The following is a 19,325-nucleotide window of genomic DNA, read 5'->3' as shown; positions in this document are numbered from 1 at the left end:
CACCTACCGCGGCGTCACAGGTGCGGGGCGGGCTCGCAGCAGCCGTCCCGGCGCAGCTGTTCGCCCACCGCCCGCCAGCCGCTCCGGGAACGGCCGCCGTCAGCGCGGGCCGGAGCCGCGGGGAACTCGCCGATCAGCTCCTCCTGCTCGTACGGCACCCCGCCGCGCAGCACCGACACCGTCCGCACCAGCGTGCCGAAGTCCGTGAACGGGTCGCCGTCCACCACCGTCACATCGGCGAGCTTCCCCGCCTCCAGCGTGCCCAGGTCCCGCTCCGCGCCGAACACCCGCGCGGGCAGCACCGTGGCCGTCCGCAGCGCCTGCACCGCCGACAGCCCGGCCCGGCGCAGCGCGCGCAGCCCCATGTGCAGATGGATGCCGACCGGCAGCAGCGGGGAGTCCGTGCCCAGGGCGACCAGGCCGCCGCCCTCCAGCACCCGCCGGTAGACCGCCGACTCGCGGTCCATGGTGGTCAGCTGCGCCTCGCTCGGCGGCCGGGCCGCCAACTCCTCGACGGCGGCGGTGTCCCACGGCGGCATCAGGGCCGTCACCCGCGGGTCGGCAGCGAGCGACGGCTCGGCGCCGACCAGATACGCCGCGTTGAAGGGAGTCGCGATCAGATGGAAACCGGCGGCCGTGTAGATCTCCTCGACATCGCCGTACGCGTAGCCGGCGGCCGAGGTGGCACGGCCGTACTCCAGCCGCTGCGTCGCCTGGAGATGCGTCGTCAGGTCCTGCCCGAGCTGCACGCCGGGCGTGCACAGATGGCTGCCGGAGCGCACACCCAGCCGCTCGTGCGCGAAGCGCGCCGCCTCCGCCATCACCCAGCCCGGCGCGCGGACGTACGTCTTGACGAAGTCCCAGCCGAGCGCCTCGCCCCGCTCCAGGGAGCGGCGCAGCCCGTCCCGGGTGCGGTGGCCGCGGCCCATGCTGTAGGCGACGCGTGCGCCGTCCAGCAGCTCGCCGGTGGTCAGCAGCCGCGGCCCGGCGAGCCGGCCGGCCGCGACGGCCTCGCGCAGATGGGCCTGTTCGTAGGCGAAGCCGCCGAAGGAGACCGCGGTGGTGATGCCGTACGCGAGCTGGGTGACGGTCTGCCGCCCGCCGTAGGTGGACTGCCACGGATGGGTGTGGGCGTCCCACAGCCCCGGCAGCACGGTCCGTTCCGAGGCGTCGACCGCGCGGCGCGCCCTCCGGCCCGGGCGGTGCGGCTCCACGGCGGCGATCCGGCCGCGGCGGACCACGAGGTCGGCGTCCTCCCGGACCGTGTCGCCGGTGCCGTCCCAGAGCCGCCCGGCGTGCACGACGGTGTCCTCCGGTGACGGCCGGCGGTACTCCAGCGGCACACGCACCGTGCGGGGCGCGCCGCCGCGCACGTCCAGCAGCCGCAGCCGCCCGCCGGAGAGATAGAGCAGGTGGCGTGCGTCCCCGGACCAGGTGGGGTGGTCGGCGGGCTCGTCGGTGAGCCGCCGGGGCTCGCCGTCCGGGGAGCCGTCGGCGGCCACGGGCAGCAGCCACAGCGCCGATTCGACGATCACCGCCATCGAACGGCCGTCCGGGGACCAGACGGGGCCGGAGTCGTAGCGGTCGGAGACGGAGACGTGCGGCGCGACGGCGTACAGCCGGTCCGCCGGGCGGTCCGGGCGGGAGGCGCCGGTCTCTCCGGTCTCCCCGGCGTTCGCGGTCTCCCCGGCCTCGGCTGTCCCGGATGTACGAGATGTACCGGATGTCTCTCCGGTCGCCCCGCTCCCTCCGGCTTTCCCGGCGCGGGTGTCGACGACCCGTACGAGGTTGTAGCCCTCGCGGAAGCGCCGGTTCAGCCGGTTGCGGTCGCAGAACGCCAGAAAGCGGCCGTCCGGCGACCAGCTGGGCCTGCCGGGCAGCCCTCCGCCGCCGAGCGGCGCGGCGAGCGTGCGCTCGGCGCCGGACGCCAGCTCACGCACCACGAGATTCCCGGCCATGTCCAGGCACGCCAGCCGCTCGCCGTCGGGCGAGAGCGCCGGATGCACCCGGCCGCCGCGGGCGAGCACGGACTCCTCGCCGGTGCGCAGCACATGGCGGCGCACCGCGTACAGCCCCTCGCGGTCGTCCGCGTACAGCAGCGACGCGCCGTCGGGCGCCCAGGACGGGCCGAGGAGGAAACGGGTCGGGCCGGCCTGGACGAGCTTGCGCGGCGGGCCGCCGCCGGAGGTGCCGCAGACCCAGAGGGCGTTGAGCGCGGCGAAGGCGACCTGCTCGCCGTCCGGCGACAGCGCGGGCAGCTGGATGCCGCGCACCGGGCGGACACGGCGGCCGTCGAAGTCGTACTCCTTGACGCGGTAGCGCGGCCGGTCGACGGGGAGGGTGGCGGCGAACGGGATCTCGCGGCCCGCGCCCGGCGCGCCGGGGCGCACCAGCCGGAACCGGCCCCCGACGTTCAGCAGCAGCTCCTCGGCGCCGTCCGCGCCCGCACCGACGGTCCAGCGCGGCGGCACGGGCGCCACGTCGCCGTCGAGCGGTACGGGCTCGCCGTCCACGACGAGCGTGCAGGAGGCGTTCGGAGCGGCGGTCGTGCGCAGATACGCCAGCCGCCCGGACGGTGACACGGCCGGGGTCATCAACTGCGCGGTGCCGGTGTGCTCGGTGGCCACCGGACCGGAGCCGTCGGCCGGCACGGAGGCGACCGTACGGGCGTCGAGCGCGCCTTCGGCCAGCGGCGCGCGGACGAACCAGATGCGCCGCCCGTCCGGCGACCACACCGGGTCGAAGTCCTCCCAGGCGCCCTCCTGCCCCGGCCCGTCCTGCCCCTCCCGTCCGGTGACCCGGGTGACGTCGCCGGAGGCCACGTCCACGGTCCACACCCGGTACGGACTGCCGCCCACCGGGTCGCCGCCGCGCTCGGAGGCGAACGCGAGGCGCCTGCCGTCGGGGGACCAGGACGGCGCGCGGTCGTCCCAGGGGCCGTCGGTGAGCTGCCGCAGACCGGAACCGTCGGGACGCATCACCCACAGGTGAAAGCCGCCGCCCCGGTACGCGCACAGGGCGAGCAGCTCGCCGTCGGGGGAGAACACCGGACGGGTGGGCTCGAGGTCGGGCGGGGTGAGCGGCTCGGCGGTGCCGCCGCCGGAGGGCAGCGACCACAGGGTGTTCTGAACCTCGGCGACGAGCCGGTCGCCGGCGGGGGAGAGGGTCGCGGAACCGTTGGTGGCGGCGGTGAGGGACAGCGGGACGCGGCGCGCGGGGGCGGCGGCGGCCGGTGCGCCGGGGAGGAGGGGCAGCAGCCCGGAGGCGGCGGTGCCGGCGGCCGCGGTGCCGGCGGCGGTCCGCAGGAAACGGCGACGGGAGACGGGCGCGGGTGCCGCGCCGGTTCCGCCGTCCGGGGCGGCCGGGGGGTGAGGTGTTCCGACGGTGTCCAACGGGCCTCCCGGGGGCACGGGACTGAACGGGGTTCAGGACTGGCACGAGTCAGGAGTGGCAGGAGGGAACGCCCGATCGTCGCACGGGTCCGGCGCGCGGGGTCAACACCGCGGCGGTGCCGCGGGGGCGTGTCGGGACGGCGGGGGCCTGCGACGGGACGGGGGCGCGATGTGACGGGATGCGATGCGACGGGGCGCGATGTGACGGGATGCGATGCGACGGGATGCGAAAGGAAGAAAGGAAGAGAAGACGAAACGGACGAAGCAGGGGGAGGCGCACGGGAGACGCAAGGAAGACGAACGGGAGGCGGAGGGGAGGCGCAGGGGACAGGCATGGCGCGGTGCGGGGCACGGGCGGGCACAGCCACGGCACAGGAAGGCACGGGAAGGCACAGGCATGTGCGCACCGCTGCTGGGGAGAGTGACGGTCGGGACAGGAAGGCCCCGGGAGACCGGCGCCCGCGCCGCGCGGGCGCGGGCCACCCCGCACGACCCGTACTCGCACAACCCGTACTCGCACGACCCGTACACCGCATGTCGCGCCTGCGTGCCTCGCACCCTCAGCACATCGCCCGCCCGGCACATCGCCCATCCGGCACATCGACCATCCGGCACATCGACCATCCGACACAGGAGCCGACCCGCATGACGGAACACACCGGCAGCACCTGCCGCACCGACCACCTGGAGGCCCCGGACGGCGCGCGCGTCGCCACGTACACATGGCTGCCGGAGTCAGGACGGCCGCGCGCGGTCGTGCAGATCGCGCACGGGGCGGCCGAGCACGGTCTGCGCTACGACCGGTTCGCCCGCTTCCTCACCGGCCACGGTTACGCCGTCGTCGCCTCCGACCACCGCGGGCACGGCGCGACGGCGGCCTCGACCGGCGGTTACGGCGTCGTCGGCGACCACGGCTGGCGGGCGATGGTCGAGGACCTGCGGGCCATCGGCGACCGGGCGCGGGCGGAGAACGACGGCGCGCCCCTGGTGCTGCTGGGCCACAGCATGGGAGCGATGCTGGCCCGCGACTGCGCCCAGGAGTACGGGGCCGAACTCAGCGGCCTGATCCTCTCGGGGGTGTTCCGCTCGCTGCCGGGTGCGGAGACGGAGCTGTCGCTGTCCGGACTGGAACGGCAGATCGCGGAACGCGGCCGCACCGCGATCTGCAGCTTCGTACCGGACCTCTTCGCGTCGTTCAACGACCCGTACGAGCACCGGACCGGCTTCGAGTGGCTCTCCCGCGACGAGGCGGAGGTCGACCGGTACGTGGCGGACGAGCGGTGCGGTTTCCCGTTCAGCACGGGGCTGTCACTCGACTGGGTGGAGGCGGTGCGGAAGATCAACGACCCGCGCCAACTGGCCCGTGTCCCGGCCGGGCTGCCGGTGCACATCGCGGTCGGCACGGAGGACCCGTGCAACCAGCGGATGACGCTGGTGTACGAGTTGCTGGAGGACTTCCGCCATCTCGGCACCCGGGACCTCACCTGGAAGGGGTACGAGGGGGCGCGGCACGAGATCCTGAACGAGACGAACCGGGACGAGGTCTCCGCGGACCTGCTGGCGTGGCTGGACGGGCGCTTCTGAGGAGGCGCCGGCGAGCGGGAGGGATGCTGCCGGGCGGGAGGGGCGCTGGCGGGCGGAAGGGCACTGCTCGGCGGGAGCGGTGCTCTGACCGGAGGGTACTTCCGGGGAAAGGGGCTTCCGGGTCGGAGCGGGAGGCCGGGGCTCAGGGGGCCGCCGACCGGAGGGCGGCGCTGGCCGAGGGGCGCTACTGGGCAGGAGGGGGCCGCTGGCCGGGGGGCGTTGCGGGGCAGGACGGTGCCTGTGGCGGTGGGCACCGCGTCCCGGCAGGGGGAGGACGCGGGGCAGGAGGGCTGTGGCGGCCGTGCCGGGCGGACGGGGCGAGGGACCGGTGCCCGGGCGATTGTCGGACCCGGCGGCTACGGTCGGCGACAACGCGTACACGACCGAACCGCAGGCCCGTAGACGACCGAACGAGACCCGTAGACGACGAACAAGACCCTTGGACGACGAACAAGACCCGTGCACGACTGAACCGAAGCCCTTGTACGACCGAACCGAACCGAACCGAACCGAACCGAGCCCGTGCTCGGCCGAACAGCGTGCTGGTACGCGACCGAACAGCTTGCCGGTACGCGAGCGGGCAGCGCGCCGTACAGGAGCGACCGCGCGCCGGCCGGTACACGGCCGGACGGTGGGCCGGCACGCGACCGGTTCGGGACCAAGCCGGATGGAAGTCCGGAGCCGGAGCCCTGGCCTCGGGCGGAGCCCGGCCGGTGGTCGGGGTCGGGAGTCCGGGTCGGAATTCGATACAGCGTCGTTCCGGGTGGCGTGAGGTCGTCCCGATCCCGATGGGAGCCCTGTCCATGGCCACTGCCGCCGACGTCCGCCGCATCGCCCTCTCCCTCCCCGAGACCGAGGAGAAGCTCGCCTGGGGCATGCCGACCTTCCGCGTCCGGAACAAGATCTTCGTCTCGCTGGCGGACGACGACGCGTCGATCGGGGTGAAGTGCCCGATCGAGGACCGGGTGGAGTTGATCGCCTCGGAGCCGGACAAGTTCTTCCTCAAGGAAGGGCACGACGACCACTACGCCTGGCTGCGGGTGCGGCTCGCGGCGGTGGAGGACGAGCAGGAACTGCGGGCGATCCTCGCGGACTCCTGGCGGCAGGCCGCGCCGCGCCGCCTCGCGGAGGAACACCGGGACGTCCTGGACCTGCCGACGGGCTGAAGGCAGGACCTGGCGAGGTCCGGCGGACGACCGGGCCCGGGCGGTGGCTCGTCCGGTGCCCCGCTTCGGAAGCCCGGGCGGACAACCGGCCGGTGGCCCGGACCGCGAGGGGAGGCGCGCCTTTCCCTCGCGGACCCGGCGGAGGCGCGTCCGGTCTCCCCGGCCCGGGCGGCCGCCGCAGGTGAGCGGTGTGGCCAGGTCCGGGGGCGCGGCAGAACGGGGGCCCGGAGCCCTGTTCGGCCGGAGCACTGCCGGGGCGGCCCGGGCAGGGGTCCCTGTGCCGCGGTTGAGCAGTAAAGCGGTAGAGCGGTGGGCAACCGGGGGCCGGGGGTGGTCGGGGGCGCCCTCGGGCGTCCGGTGCCTACGACTGTGACGGCGCCCGCGGCCCCGACTGCCCGGCTGCCCGGCTGCCCTCAGCCGGCGGCCGCCGCTTCCGTACGGGTGCCGCCGGCACCAGCACCGGAACGGGCACCTGTAGGGACACCGGCTTCCGTACCGGCTCCGGCACCGGCATTCGTACCGGAACCGGAACCGGGACCCGTACCGGTCTCGGCGCCGGAGGTCCGGGTGAGCCGGGTGAGGAAGTCCGCGATGCGGGCCCGGAGGGAGTGCGGGTCCAGGCCGTGGGCGGTCAGGTGCTCGTCCATGGTTCCGTAGCGGCGCAGCTCGCGCCGGGCCGTGCCGAGTCCGAGCACCCGGTGCGGACGGTCGGAGAGCGCGTCACCGGCGGCGGCCGAGGAGGTACCGGCCAGGTAGGGCTCGACGAGTACGACGTCGGAGGCGCCACCGGGAAGGCTCGCCCGGTCGGCGGCGGCGCGGAGGGCTGCGCCGTCGAAGGGCCGCACCGTGGTGGCGTACAGCACGGTGACGTCCAGGCCCTCGACGGCGGCGAGGACGTTGTCGAGCATCGGCCCGACAGCGACGACGACCCCGTCGCGCCCCTCGCGCACCGTGAGGAAACCGGGCCCGGTCACGGGCCGGGGCGCTGCGTTGGCCTGGAGGGACAGGCGGACGTAGACCTTGTCGTGGCCGGCGGCGGCCTGCCGCAGCAGGGTCTCGGCCTCGTCGGCGTGGCCGGGCACGTGGACGGTCCAGCCGTCGAGGGTGTCGAGCAGGGCCACGTCACCGGGAGCCATGTGCGTGAAGCCGCCGGCCGGCCAGTCGTACGAGCCCCCGGCGCTGACCAGCACGCCGCCGACGCCCTGGTGGCCGAAGTCGAGCTTCACCTGCTCGAAGGGACGCTCGACGAGGAAGCTGGCGAAGGTGTGCATGACCGGCCGCATCCCGGTGAGGGCGAGCCCGGCGCCCGCGCCGACCAGCAGCTGTTCGCGGATGCCGACGTTGATCACACGGTCGGGGTGCCGCCGGGCCGCCTCGCGGAAGCCGTCGGCGCTGATCTCGGCGAGCACGACGGCGAGCCGAGGGTCCGCGTCGAGCAGCCGGGAGACGGAGGCGGTGAAACGCTCGCGCATGGTGTCCATGACAGGAAACTCCAACTTCATCGTTCGGTGGGGAGGGCTCGGCGGTCGGGGCCCGGGGGAAGGGAGCGGGAGGGGAGGGAAGAGAGGGAGGGGGAGAGGAGGAAGAAGGGGAAGCGGGAACGGGACTGAACCGGTGAGCCGGTGAGAGCCGGAGGGAGGGGGAGGACTCAGACCGGGGGCGACTTGGGCTCGACGCGGGCGATGACGGCGTGCGGGCGCCCGGGGTGCGGAGCGGTGAAGGCGGCATGGAGGGCGTCGTGGTCGCGGCCGTCGACGGTGACGGTGGACCAGCCGGCGGCCTCGAAGCGGGAGGCGATGCCCCCGGGCCGGCCGTGCGTGGCGGAGCGGTTGTCGACGATGAGCGTGTGCAGCTGCGAGAGACCGGCCGCGCCGGCGTAGGCGAGCGCTTCGTGGTTGCTGCCCTCGTCCAGCTCGGCGTCGCCGACGAGGACCCACACCCGGGCGTCGCCGTACCCCTGGGCGCGCAGCCCGAGCGCCGTGCCGACGGCGATCGGGAGCCCGTGCCCGAGCGAGCCGCTGCCGATTTCGGCTCCGGGAACGAGCATGCGGTCCGGGTGGTGGCCCAGCGGGGAGTCGTACGATCCGAAGCCGGGGAGCAGCGAGACGGGGAAGAAGCCCTTGGCGGCGAGTACGGCGTAGTACGCCATCGGGCCGTGCCCCTTGGAGAGCAGAAACCGGTCGCGCCCGGGGGCGTGGGCGGTGGCGGGGGAGACCCGCAGTACCCGGTCGTACAGGACCCACAGAGCGTCGAGGGTCGAGGTGGCAGCCGGCCCGTGCTTCTCGTCGCCGGTCATGAGGCTCATGAGGTGCGGCAGGTCGGTGTATCCGTACCGGAGGTCGGTCGTTGTGGAGGTCATGCGAGAAGCCTGCAACCTCAAGCAAAGTTGAGGTCAAGGGGTGATGCTGGGGCCGCGTGGGCACGGGGGGCCGGGGGTGGCGCGAGGGTCGCCGGGGCGGGCCGACGGGCGCGGGGCGGGTGCGTGGTGTACCCGGCCGGGCGGTGGGCGCTGGCGCTGGGTCCGGCGGTGGAGCCGGGTGCTGGTGCGGGGCCCGGGCGGGGGTGGCAGAAACCCGGGCCGTCTCTCTGTTGCAGGGTTTACAGGGCCTTGACCTCGAAGGGGTCGTGCTCGGAGATCAGCTTGTCGAGCCGGGCCTTGTCCACCCGGTTGGTCACCTCCTCGACCTCCTGCCGGTCGCGCACGCACTTGGCGAGCGTGAACGTGGACGTCACGACGAAGATCAGCCCCAGCGCGAGAAACCCCCGCTCCCAGGTGCCGAGGGGCAACTGGGTGATGCCATAGGCCATCGCGACGAGCGAAATGCCGAAGGAGACGGCGGCCTGCACGAAGAACGCCATGGTCGTGGGCCGCTGGATCGGTGTACTCATGCACGTAGCGTGGCCCGCGAGCACGTACCGCGCATGAGTAGCCGTACTCAACCGCGCCGCCCCTCCCGCGGGCCGGCCGGGAAAAGCACCGGGAAGGGGTGTCTGCGAGCACTCCGCCGGGTGCGGTATTGTTCTTTCTGCGCGGTCGGCGAGGGGGAAACCCCAGGCCGCACGGGCACCGGGACGTGGCGCAGCTTGGTAGCGCACTTGACTGGGGGTCAAGGGGTCGCAGGTTCAAATCCTGTCGTCCCGACCAGCGTTTTCGCAGGTCGTAGGCCGTTTCCGTGGGTAGCGGGAACGGCCTTTGCCGTTCCCGGGCTGGGAGCGACGGGGAGCCCTCTGGGAGCCCTCGTGCTCCCACCTCGCAGACGGGTCAACGACGCCCGATTCGTCCGTCACCCGATCCGGTCGGCGTTCCGCGCCCTACCGCGCCACTGGGCGCTGTCGTCAACCGTCCGACCCCGCGATCACCCACCCGTGCCGGCCTGGCCCGGCCGGCGAACAGCCAAAGACCCCTTGCCCGCTCCCGACCCGGTTTCCCCGACTGGGAGCACCGGCCCTGCTCCCCATGCGACGGGGCGCCGGGCCCCGGGAGTTGCCACTCATGCGCCGATTCCTGCACGCCACCCGGGTCGTTTCCGACGCAGCCTTCTCCTCAGCCTGGGTCAAGGCGGGGTCAAGCCCCTTGGCGTTGACCCGCAGACGGGGCACTCCCACCGGCGACCGCGCCGTATCCGGCAGTTCAGCGTTCCGGTGAACCTCTTATGGCTGGGGCTGTGGGGTGCAACGAAGGCGCGGTGCCCTGTGGGAGAGGTGTCTGTCCCAGGTCCCAGGGGCGGCGTGATGGCCGGACGCCGGGACCATCCCTGCGGGTGCGGGGAGCAGTTGCCTCCTCCACCACCTGTAGAGGAGTTGACGGGACCATCCCTGCGGGTGCGGGGAGCAGAGCCCGCGCACCTTGGGTTCGGCCTGGGCGTCGGGACCATCCCCGCGGGTGCGGGGAGCAGCGAAGCAGGCGCAGGCCGCTGCCAAGCGGGCGAGGACCATCCCCGCGGGTGCGGGGAGCAGACCGCGATCCGCAACGCCATGAGCCCGGAGGAGGGACCATCCCCGCGGGTGCGGGGAGCAGTTCCCGCACCACCGCATGGGCCGCCTCGTGGTGGGACCATCCCCGCGGGTGCGGGGAGCAGAAGGCGATCCTCCGCCCCGAGAAGCTCAACGCGGGACCATCCCCGCGGGTGCGGGGAGCAGCTACCGCCGCACGGTTCGCGCACACCGCGCGGAGGGCCATCCCCGCGGGTGCGGGGAGCAGATCTCCGCGCGCATCCCGGTGCCGAACCGCGAGGGACCATCCCCGCGGGCGCGGGGATGGTCCCTGCTGGCGCGATACGAACGCCGCGACCAATTTCTGCTCCCCGCACCCGCGGGGATGGCCCCCACCGGAAAGAGTGATCCCCGGCGAGACCGGGCAGGCGAACCAGGCTCGTCGGGGATTTGCACAGATCCAGTACCGCTCGGACCTGGCCGACAGAAGTCCGGCCGACGTCGGCCTGATCACAGACGGCTAACCAACATCACAATTAATGTACGAACGACGGTCCGAAGTACTTATGGTTCTTCCCATAGGCAGGTCTGAAACGCACCACCCCATACGGCACTGACAACCGCTGCCTACCGCTTCACTCCCCCACAGATCGCGAGCGCGGCTAGATCGAGCAGGGCCGGTTCGGGGGCGCGACGCCATCTCGATGTACCGGTCGGCCGTCGTCAGGTCTGCGATGGCGTCACCAGACGCCAAATTCAGCATGTCGCAGCATGTCTAGGGCGTCTGTTACTGATTTCCTGAGTACCACATTGCTATACCCCAATAGAATCTTGTCCCCCGCCATCAATTCCACTAGATCCCCGGTTGAAGGCGCATCTCCTTCATGTTCCGAGGAATGCATGTACACCAAGATCGCCTCCATTGCGGTTGCTCGCTGAATAGTCGGATCACCAGCGATAAATTTTCTTATGCTCCTGATCCAGGAGAGTAGGATCGAGAGGACATCATCTAGCGGGGAGTCGCGTGTCTGAACGCCGAGCGCCTTGGCCTTCAGCAGTAGGCGCAGCAGTGAATCGCACCGCGACTCGAATTCTTTAGGGTATTCGACTTTCTTTGACCAGTCGGCGAGATGAAGAACCGGCACCTCTCTTACGGTGCGACAGAAGTCGTCCAGTAGGGTATTCCCCTCTGCGTATATATCAAGGACCAGCTCATTGCGGACCCTATCCAGTCCGCCTGTCGCCCCGAAAACAATATGCTCAGCGTTGTATTGGTTTCCTGTGACGCTTTGTCGGCTCTGATTGAAACTAGCTTCAGCCACTCAAGCCCCCGACAATCTGGCCGACGGTTGCTGCCAGTGTCGCCAACCCAACAGAATCTGCGAGCCAAGCACGTGCACGCTCAAGGCGCCGCGTTGCGGTAGCGGTGTCGCCTGTCTCCAGGTCTTGACGGGCCGCAATTAGCTCGTCTCGCCCTAGTTGGTCAAGCTGGGAGTCCTCTGCGCACGCGACATCGATGACCTCGTCCAGCTGTTCACGAGCTGCTTCCAGAGTGATGCGTTCTGTCCTGTACTGGACCTGATTGATGGTCTCGGCGTTGTTCTGGCCGCCGTAAACGGTCTGGTTCTGCTGGTTGAAGGTCGCCATGGGTCGAGACTATTGCCAGTGCGTGTTGGCTGTCTCTCGCATCTCTGCACATACAAGAAGCCGTTTCCAACCTGACGGGTGGTTGGACAAGCGACGCCGGCGGTGGGGCCGTCGTTCAAGTCCCGTCCGCAAGGCGGCGGGACTACTCCGCGAGACGAGCGGGCTGTGCTCACGGCGGTGGTGTACGTCCTGACCAGCGGATGTTCCTGGCGGCATCTACCGGAGACGTTCGGCGTCTCGCCCGCCACCGCGCACCGCCGGTTCATTGTGTGGACGAGAGCGGGGCTGTGGCGGCGGCTGCACCGGGCGGTCCTGGACGAACTCGGCGCCCGAGGCGAGCTGGACTGGAACTCCGCGATCGTCGACGCGGCGTCGGTGCGGGTGAAAAGGGGGGCTCGCTGACCGGGCCGACCCCGGTCTATCGCGGCAAGAAGGGCAGCAGACTGCACGTGCTGTCCGAGGCCCAGGGCATCCCGCTGGCCGTCGCTGTGTCCGCGGCGAACACTCACGACAGCCTCGCCCTCAAGCCACTGATCCGCGGGATACCCGCCATCCGCTCCCGCCGCGGACCACGCCGACGCCGCCCCGGCAAGCTTCGCGCCGACAAGGCGTACTTCTCCGCCGACCACCTCGCCTGGCTGCGCGAACGCGGCCTCATTTCGCGTATCGCCCGCCCGGGGCATCGAGTCGAGCGAACGGCTCGGCCGGCACCGCTGGAAGACCGGAAGGTCGATCGCCTGGCTGTCGGCTACCGCCGCCTCACCGTCCGATACGAGCGGAAGGGCTCACACTTCCTCGCCTTCCTCGGCCCCGCAGCCGCTCTCACCTGCTACAAGAAGCTGGCAAAACGCTGTCCTTGCCGAAAAGATCATCCGTGCAGGTCAGGCTGCATGTTGGTACTCGTGGAGGATGCCGCCCAGGCGGTCGCGTCTTCGTATGTCGAGGCGGTTGATCTGCTCGGGATCGGTGATGGGTGCGGGGAGGGTGTGCAGTGGGCGGGAGTTGGCGATGCCCTGATGCGGCCGATGCTCGTTGTAGAACTGCTCGAACTCGCGGAGAGCGTGGAGAAGGTGCCGGTGGTTCCAGACGAGGGTGCGGTCCAGCAGTTCTCGTCGGCAGGTCTCCACCCAGCGTTCCATGGTCGCGTTCACACGCGGTATGCGTACGCCGCTGAGGACCACCTCTATGCCGGCGTCGGCGAGAATGGCGTCGAACAGGGCAGGGAACTTGCCGTCCCTGTCCCGGATCAGGAACCGCGCTCGGCTGCAGCGGTCTTCAAGGTCCATGACGAGGTCTTGCTGTCTGCGTTGCCCAGGGCGCGTTGGGATGCGCGGTGGTGCCCAGAATGCGGATGCGGCGGCTTGCGTGTTCGATCACCGCGAATACGTAGAGTCGGGCTCCTGACAGGGTGACGGTTTCGAAGAAATCGCAGGCCAGGAAGGCGTCGCTTTGGGAGCGTAGGAAGTCCGCCCACGTGCTCGACGCCCGCTCGGGGGCGGGTGGGATGCCGGCGTCCTTCAGTATTTCCCAGACGGTTGACGCGGCTACTTTCACTCCGAGTACAAGCAGTTTCCGTTGAGGCGCCGATATCCCCAAGTGGGGTTCTCTCGGGCCAGGCGCAGGACGAGGGCTCGGATGGAGCGGACGGTCCGCGGTCGGCCTTCTCGAAGGGGTCGGGACCGGGTGGCGTGCCGGCGCGCGACCAGGTCACGGTGCCAGCGCAGGACCGTGTCAGGTCGCACCAGCAGCCGCATACGCCGAAGAACATTCTTCGGGAGGCCGTTCAGGAGCGCGTGGGCGTGACGAACGCCTTCACGATGCTGCGCCTGCCCCCAATGACCGACCGGGACAAGGACATCGGCATGGACAACGCCGATGTCCGGGGGGACGGGCCCTGATCGACCGCCGCCTCTACCTGCCAGTCAGGCCGCCTCTGGACCGACCGAGCCCGAACAGTCCTGGTGCACCGATCCCGAACGCCGCCGGGTCGGCGTCCCAGCGGGCGTAGCGCAGCAGCCGCTGCATCGGGCCCGGCTGGGCCAAGCCGGCCTGTTCGGCCAGCTGCTTGCCGCCGATACCAAAGACGGGTCGGCCGCCGAGAGATCGACGGTAGGTCCTGGACGGGCTCTGGTGGCGGAGCAGGTCGTCGGTGGGGTTCGGGCTGCGGTCCAGGAGGGGCCATCCCCGCGGGTGCGGGGGAGCAGACGGGTTCCGGGAGGGGGTGTGAGGGGGCTTCGGGACCATCCCCGCGCCCGCGGGGATGGTCCCCGGTTGGTTCGACCGGCCCAGCGGGGAACAGACTGCTCCCCGCGCCCGTGGGGATGGTCCTGTCGATGAGAACTGGCAACGCTGCGGTCCGGTGCGGGGGGTGCCGACAAACAGGCCGTTGCGGATTGGTAGGCCCCGGCTCAGCGTGGCCAGGCGGCCGGAGTGCTCGGCGGCAGCGGGATCTCGTCCAGCCGCAGCCACTGTTCCTGGCCGCTCTGATCCGGCAGCCGAAACCGCACGTCCTGCGCCTCGTCCGACTGGTACGGGGCGTCTCCAACAGCTCGCAGCAGGGCGTGCAGCCTCGGGTGAGGGGCCTGCATTGCCCGGCCGCGTACGCCCTCGGCGCGCAGGGCAGCCAACGCGAGGGAGGCGGTGTTCACTCCGGTACGCCGGTGACCGTCGGCGTGGGCGATCGCCTCCGGGTGTTCCACGATGGAGGCCAGGGCCTTGGGGCCGGCAACGGTGTACGTCAGCACCAGGTCACCGCGTTGCAGCATCACCTGCGCCCCCGGCTCCACCAGCGAGCCGTCTTCGCGGGTCGACATGGCCACCTTGCCGACCATCGGGCCCATACCGATCTCCCGGACCTCGTCAAACTGCTCGATCGTGGGGTCCACGAACCGCTCGGAGCCGGGGAGCACCAGGGCGCAGTGCCCGTTCCACGAGGTTCCCGTCCAGCTCGGCGTGAGCGAGCCATAGAGAGTTCCGGCGCCGTCCTTCTTCCGGATGGCCACGGTGACCGGCAACAGTTCGGCCCGCACTCCCAGCTGGCCGTAGGCGTTCCGCAGCGTCAGGCACGCATCGACGCAGATGTTCGCCGGCGCGCGACCGTCGGAGAGGGCCGCCCACAGGAAGGGCAGCACCAGTTCCACGACCTGGTCCGGCTTGGCGTGCTCCAGCATCCGCGCCATGTGATCCATGCTCCCCGGCAGTGCCGGAGCCGCCCTGCGCGGATGCGGTACGGAGGGACGGGAGACCCGCTTCTGTGGTGTCCGGTGCTTCTTGCCCCGCTGCTGCTTCGACATGGGCCGAGCCTAGAGATCTCAACCGGCTTCCCGACAGACCGCGTTTACCGACCTGCCCGCGTTTACCGACCTGCGGCAATGCCGCAGGCTGTGCAGCCCATGGCGCCGCCGCGTCGCGGTTCAGCGGTCGCTGGCGGCGAGCAGGCTGGTGACCTCGGCGAGCGCGGCCGCGCCGGGCTTGAAGTACTTCCGGGCGGCGCTGACGGACTTGTCTTCGACTTCGCCATGAACAGCAGCAGGGAGACGCCCTGCTCGCCGAGGTGGGTCAGGCCCGAGTGCCGGCACTCGTGCGGGTCCCAGCCGGTGCCCTCCTCACCGCCGCCGTAGGTGTGCCGGTCCAGTAGGGCGCGCAGCTGGCTGTAGGAGAGGCGGGCCAGGCCGGTGTCGGGGCAGACGTCGCGCGGGGTGAGGACTTTGCCTGGACCGGGCTTGCGGTGGGTCACGAGCAGCGGTCCGCGGGTCCGCTCGCCGATCAGGCGCGGAAGGAGCCGGGCGGTGCCAGCGTCCCAGTAGATCGTCTCCGTCGCGTAGTCCTCACGGGACTGGCCACGGCGGCGGACGGCCTTGGCGCCCTTGGCCTTCACCGGGCACTGGCGCGGGTAGCGAGGTTGAGGTCCTCGATGTTCACGCCGAGCAGCTCGTCGGCGCGGGCGACGGTCTCGTAGAGCATCCCGTAGACGACCTTCTCGCGCACGGCGACATCACGCCGCGCGATCAGGCGGTCGAGGGCAGTCTTGGGGCGGACCGGGGTGCCCCAGCCTGGGTCGGGCATCCGCTTGCACCAGGCCGGGATGTGCGGCGGCTGCAGGCCCGTGTCGTGGCACCAGGCGAGCCAGCCACCGACCGCGCCGCGCCGCGCCTAGAGTTCCAGGTGCTGGCGGCCGCCGTTCCCCAAAGTTGTTCGAGCGCCTGGCCGATCTCGTCGTCGGCGAGGGCGGACAACGGCCGGCCTTCGCCGAGCTCGGGGACGACCTTGCCGAGTGCCGTGGTGTGGCTCCGGGCGAGTGTTCGCCACGGTGATGGAATCGAGATACCCGGTCGGCGGCGGTGCGCACGGTCGCCGCTCCGGTGACGGTCTTGAGGCGGACGACGGTTGCCAAGGAACTCCTTGCCACAGACGACCTGTCTCAGCGAAGTTAGTCGGCGGGAGGGCCCAGAGCTGGGGCGACTGGTTTGAGTGAGACGGGGCACTCCCGGCATTCCCTCGGAACGTGACCAGAGCGACCAAGAGTCACATTAGGCTTTCCGCATGACTCCCGCGGAACGGTTCCTTAACGAACACCAGGACGTGGTGCGTGCAGCACTCGACCACTACACACTCACCTGCACGAAGGCACTCGCCGAACGAGGTGCATCGGGTGATCCGAAGGTCGTCGACAGAGTGAGGGAGCAACTTGCAGACGCTCAGCGAGCTCGGGACGGGCTGTCTGGAGCTCTAGGAGCCAGCTGATCCGTAGGGGGTAGGCGGACGATACTGGTGGGCTCGCGTATTCATCTGTCGCCAGTTCTCCGTGGAGCCCAGCCTGCCGGTGACCGTGTGTAGTCGCCGAGGGCGTATCGGCATCCAGGATGCCGGTGATCACCAGACCGGCTGATGGCAGAGACGACAGTGAGACCACTGGCCTCCAACACCTCGGCGCCCGCGAATACGACCCCGCCCTCGGCCGCTTCATCTCCGTCGACCCGGTGATGGACCTGGCCGACCCCCAACAGATGCACGGCTACACCTACGGCAACAACAACCCGGTCACCCTCTCCGACCCCACCGGCCTGCGCCCCGACGGGTCCTGCGGCGGCTCCGGAGCCTGCAACGTCGGCTCGAAGAAAAACCCCAAATGGGAGACCTGGACTCCCTCCCGCAACGGCTGGTCCTGGGGCTGGTCCTCCTCTCGAACCACCAGCAAGAAGTCCGGGTCCAAGACCTACACGCAAACCAGTTACCTCTCCTTCAACCGACAGAGCGGCTACTCCGGATGGTCGACATCGGTGTCGGTGAAAGAAGAAGAACGCAACCCGGTCCAGAAGGTGATTTACGGCGTCGGTGACGCCTTCTACGGCACGGTCAGCAACGTCCCTCACGCAGCCGAGTACTTCGCCTGGCCCTTCGACGCCGACTGCCGCTCAGGCGGCCCCGGCAGCTCTGGGTGCGACTACGGCTCACAGTTCGATGACTGGATCGGCGAGCAGGGTTTCAACGTCGACAGCGCCACCTACCAGCTACCCGGCCTGGCAGGCGCCCTGCTCTCCCACCGTCCGACCGGCCGCGGAAAAGGCCGTTCTTCCTCGGGGTGCAACAGCTTCCTTCCCCAGACCGCGGTCCTCATGGCGGACGGCACCTACAAGGAGATCGCGGACGTCGAGGTCGGCGACAAGGTCCTGGCAACCGACCCGCGCACGGGCAAGACCGCGGGAAAGACCGTCACAGCCGAGATCGCCGGCGAGAGCGTCAAGAGCCTGGTCGAGCTCACCTTGGACATCGACGGGGACAAGGGCACCAAGGCCGACACCATCACCGCCACTGACGGCCACCCGTTCTGGGTTCCCTCCCTGAAGTCCTGGGTGGAGGCGGGTAGCCTGAAAACTGGGCAGGAACTCCGCTCCGAGACAGGGCGGCTCCTGGAGGTCACTGCGGTCAGGCAGTGGAGCGAGTGGACATCAGTACGGAACCTGACGGTCGCCGACCTGCACACGTACTATGTCCGGGCGGGCAAGACTCCGGTCCTCGTGCACAATTCGAACGGCCTGTGTGAACAGGGGTTCAGAACTGCGTCACAAGCGGGGATCAGCCCGAACGATGCGCGGCGTATCCAAAATGCTGCCGATAAGGCCGGGCAGCCGGTCATCGTAGTTGGAAGCCGCGCGAACGGAAGTGCTAACTCGGCATCGGACTGGGATTACATTTTGTCTGGCCCGTCGAGGTCTCGGCATAGTCAGCAGAGTTCCCTGCCAAGGGGAACCGGGGATGGTGAAGGAAGTGGCCGAGGGCGCGACTTCTGGCAGAATTACAATCCAAGTCGGCCAGACTATGCAGAATTGGACCCGAGCAAGCCCTATGTCATATTCGAGCCCCGGATCCGGTGATCAATTGAAAGCGTCGGAGCGAATCATCAACGAGGTTGCACAGGGCCTCCTTGGTTTGGAGCAGGGGGTGAGCTGGTTCTCTTCCCTGGAACAGGTCGAGCAAAAGGCGGTACTGCATGAAGTGGTTCGCCACTCCATGCAGGCCCACGCAACGGCGGAGGACGGCCGAGAGGGCGTTACGCGATCCGGAGTAAAGCCGACTGCAAATCCCGCTGTTCTGATTGTCAGGGAACCGCTACTCCAGCAAATGGGAAAGATTATCAATCTTCCTCAAGCTGAATACGTGATGGCATTCCGCGTCCTCCTTTCCACTTTCGTCGTGGCGGATACGCGGCGGAGAGAGCTGGAGTGTCGAGGCAGTTGCAGCCATGCTTGGCATAACTTGACATAGGAGTGATCGGCGGGCCGTGCGGCCTCTCGGTAGCGCCATCAAGTACCGGTCACTACGACTACCTGAATTCTGGACGGCGTACAAAGTGGGAGCCTCACCAGGCGAGTGCTTGGTGGGGGCTCCCGGTCGATTGACGGCAACGGTGACGGCAACGTCAGCGGACAACTGCCGGGGTGGGTTGGTCGCCAGGGCCGCTCGTTGCCGAGGCAGAGGGCGTTGTTGAGGGTGTCGATCGCTTGGCGCTGAAGGCGGGAGGCGGGCGTGGGCGTAGACGCCGGCCGTGAGCGCTGTCGGGACTGGTGAAGACGTCGCCGCTGTCCTTCTGCGCCATCCCCGCTACCTCACGTTCCTTGCGCTCTCGGCCCCGGTGCTGTGGGGAGAGGAGGGGCCTCGAAGTTCACGCAACCGCGCTTGACCGTTCAGCCTGTCCCGTTGCGGTCCTTCACATCCTTATGTGAACGCTGGAGCCGGTGCTGGGGGTCAAGGGGTCGGTCGTCCCGACCAGCATCACCGCAGGTCGGAGGCCGTTTCCGCGGGTAGCGGGAACGGCTTTTGCCGTTCCGGAGGTGGGAGTGACGGGGAGCCCTCTGGGAGCCCGCGTGCTCCCACCTCGCAGACGGGTCAACCATGCCCGGTTCGTCCGTCACCCGATCCGGTCGACGTTCCGCGCCCTACCGCGCCACTGGGCGCTGTCGTCAACCGTCCGCCCCCGCGATCACCCACCCGTGCCGGCCCGGCCCGGCCGGCGAACAGCCCAAGACCCCTTGCCCGCTCCCGACCCGGTTTCCCCGACTGGGAGCACCGGCCCTGCTCCCCATGTGACGGGGCGCCGGGCCCC

At 70.3% G+C, this 19,325-nt stretch carries 11 protein-coding genes, 1 tRNA gene, 4 pseudogenes and 1 CRISPR repeat array; of the genes and pseudogenes, 6 read left to right on the top strand and 10 right to left on the bottom strand.

The genetic code is table 11. The features are described from left to right. Nucleotides 1–14 precede the first annotated feature (14 nt). A complete protein-coding gene (locus tag GCU69_RS30820; protein WP_235978814.1) occupies nt 15–3,392 on the bottom strand; it encodes an amidohydrolase family protein in 3,378 nt (1,125 codons plus the stop codon). A 645-nt stretch (nt 3,393–4,037) separates the two neighbouring features. Here GCU69_RS30820 and GCU69_RS30815 point away from each other — a divergent pair. Beyond that, nucleotides 4,038–4,976 carry an alpha/beta fold hydrolase gene (locus GCU69_RS30815; protein ID WP_098754623.1) on the top strand — a complete coding sequence of 313 codons (939 nt, stop codon included), beginning with the start codon at nt 4,038–4,040 and terminating at the stop codon, nt 4,974–4,976. A gap of 803 nt (nt 4,977–5,779) precedes the next feature. Then, the gene (locus GCU69_RS30810; protein WP_408055865.1) at nt 5,780–6,142 is read left to right on the top strand and encodes an MmcQ/YjbR family DNA-binding protein; all 363 of its coding nucleotides are present in this window, start codon (nt 5,780–5,782) and stop codon (nt 6,140–6,142) included. Nucleotides 6,143–6,720: 578 nt separating this feature from the next. Here GCU69_RS30810 and GCU69_RS30805 read toward each other — a convergent pair. From GCU69_RS30805 to GCU69_RS30795, 3 genes and pseudogenes are all read right to left on the bottom strand, one after another. After that, nucleotides 6,721–7,623: pseudogene (locus GCU69_RS30805) on the bottom strand (transketolase family protein); the annotation flags it as partial. 167 nt (nt 7,624–7,790) lie between these two features. Next, nucleotides 7,791–8,501, bottom strand: a complete 711-nt coding sequence (locus GCU69_RS30800) for a transketolase (protein WP_098755479.1) — start codon at nt 8,499–8,501, stop codon at nt 7,791–7,793. Between the two features lie 239 nt (nt 8,502–8,740). Beyond that, on the bottom strand, nt 8,741–9,031 hold the full coding sequence (locus GCU69_RS30795) for a YiaA/YiaB family inner membrane protein (RefSeq protein ID WP_176604684.1): 291 nt from the start codon (nt 9,029–9,031) through the stop codon (nt 8,741–8,743). A 179-nt stretch (nt 9,032–9,210) separates the two neighbouring features. Between GCU69_RS30795 and GCU69_RS30790 the strand changes: the two genes are divergently transcribed. After that, a tRNA-Pro gene (locus GCU69_RS30790) sits at nt 9,211–9,287 on the top strand. 601 nt (nt 9,288–9,888) lie between these two features. Continuing rightward, a CRISPR array of direct repeats spans nt 9,889–10,404; the repeat unit is 28 nt; unit sequence GGACCATCCCCGCGGGTGCGGGGAGCAG. Nucleotides 10,405–10,815: 411 nt separating this feature from the next. Here the strand turns inward: GCU69_RS30790 and GCU69_RS30785 are convergent. After that, the gene (locus tag GCU69_RS30785; RefSeq protein ID WP_156207841.1) at nt 10,816–11,397 is read right to left on the bottom strand and encodes a hypothetical protein; all 582 of its coding nucleotides are present in this window, start codon (nt 11,395–11,397) and stop codon (nt 10,816–10,818) included. After that, nucleotides 11,390–11,722: a hypothetical protein gene (locus GCU69_RS30780; RefSeq protein WP_098755013.1), complete on the bottom strand. Its 333-nt coding sequence runs from the start codon at nt 11,720–11,722 to the stop codon at nt 11,390–11,392. The genes GCU69_RS30785 and GCU69_RS30780 overlap by 8 nt, the downstream gene beginning before the upstream one ends. A 78-nt stretch (nt 11,723–11,800) precedes the next feature. On the opposite strand from GCU69_RS30780, the pseudogene GCU69_RS30775 reads away from it, so the two are divergent. Continuing rightward, nucleotides 11,801–12,558: pseudogene (locus tag GCU69_RS30775) on the top strand (IS5 family transposase); the annotation flags it as partial. Between the two features lie 45 nt (nt 12,559–12,603). Here GCU69_RS30775 and GCU69_RS33110 read toward each other — a convergent pair. The 4 genes and pseudogenes from GCU69_RS33110 to GCU69_RS34235 all read right to left on the bottom strand — a co-directional run bounded on the left by GCU69_RS33110 (nt 12,604) and on the right by GCU69_RS34235 (nt 15,787). Then, nucleotides 12,604–13,476 (bottom strand): annotated as a pseudogene (locus GCU69_RS33110) (integrase core domain-containing protein). A gap of 654 nt (nt 13,477–14,130) precedes the next feature. Beyond that, entirely contained in the window at nt 14,131–15,015 is an 885-nt protein-coding gene (locus GCU69_RS30765) for a hypothetical protein (RefSeq protein WP_143671256.1), read from the bottom strand. A 62-nt stretch (nt 15,016–15,077) separates the two neighbouring features. Beyond that, nucleotides 15,078–15,599 (bottom strand): hypothetical protein, encoded by a 522-nt coding sequence (locus GCU69_RS34240; protein ID WP_235978813.1) that lies wholly within the window; start codon nt 15,597–15,599, stop codon nt 15,078–15,080. Further along, nucleotides 15,596–15,787 (bottom strand): hypothetical protein, encoded by a 192-nt coding sequence (locus GCU69_RS34235; RefSeq protein WP_235978812.1) that lies wholly within the window; start codon nt 15,785–15,787, stop codon nt 15,596–15,598. The genes GCU69_RS34240 and GCU69_RS34235 overlap by 4 nt, the downstream gene beginning before the upstream one ends. A gap of 824 nt (nt 15,788–16,611) precedes the next feature. Here GCU69_RS34235 and GCU69_RS35000 point away from each other — a divergent pair. Continuing rightward, a pseudogene (locus tag GCU69_RS35000) lies at nt 16,612–18,096 on the top strand (polymorphic toxin-type HINT domain-containing protein); the annotation flags it as partial. Further along, nucleotides 17,978–18,487, top strand: a complete 510-nt coding sequence (locus tag GCU69_RS34900) for a DUF5958 family protein (protein ID WP_363052573.1) — start codon at nt 17,978–17,980, stop codon at nt 18,485–18,487. The pseudogene GCU69_RS35000 and the gene GCU69_RS34900, both read left to right, overlap by 119 nt. Nucleotides 18,488–19,325 lie beyond the last annotated feature (838 nt).

The sequence above is a fragment of the Streptomyces lycii genome (genome assembly GCF_009735685.1).
GTDB classification, from domain to species: domain Bacteria; phylum Actinomycetota; class Actinomycetes; order Streptomycetales; family Streptomycetaceae; genus Streptomyces; species Streptomyces lycii.
Note: the sequence above shows the minus strand (reverse complement) of the source record. Positions and strands in the feature narration are given on the sequence as shown.

What these genes read in the sequence shown, in the direction of transcription:
- GCU69_RS34900 (WP_363052573.1), top strand. Translation starts at nt 17,978, where the DNA reads ATGGTGAAGGAAGTGGCCGAGGGCGCGACTTCTGGCAGAATTACAATC.
- GCU69_RS30800 (WP_098755479.1), bottom strand. Translation starts at nt 8,501, where the DNA reads ATGACCTCCACAACGACCGACCTCCGGTACGGATACACCGACCTGCCG.
- GCU69_RS30780 (WP_098755013.1), bottom strand. Translation starts at nt 11,722, where the DNA reads ATGGCGACCTTCAACCAGCAGAACCAGACCGTTTACGGCGGCCAGAAC.
- GCU69_RS34235 (WP_235978812.1), bottom strand. Translation starts at nt 15,787, where the DNA reads ATGCCCGACCCAGGCTGGGGCACCCCGGTCCGCCCCAAGACTGCCCTC.
- GCU69_RS30815 (WP_098754623.1), top strand. Translation starts at nt 4,038, where the DNA reads ATGACGGAACACACCGGCAGCACCTGCCGCACCGACCACCTGGAGGCC.
- GCU69_RS30765 (WP_143671256.1), bottom strand. Translation starts at nt 15,015, where the DNA reads ATGTCGAAGCAGCAGCGGGGCAAGAAGCACCGGACACCACAGAAGCGG.
- GCU69_RS30810 (WP_408055865.1), top strand. Translation starts at nt 5,780, where the DNA reads ATGGCCACTGCCGCCGACGTCCGCCGCATCGCCCTCTCCCTCCCCGAG.
- GCU69_RS30795 (WP_176604684.1), bottom strand. Translation starts at nt 9,031, where the DNA reads ATGAGTACACCGATCCAGCGGCCCACGACCATGGCGTTCTTCGTGCAG.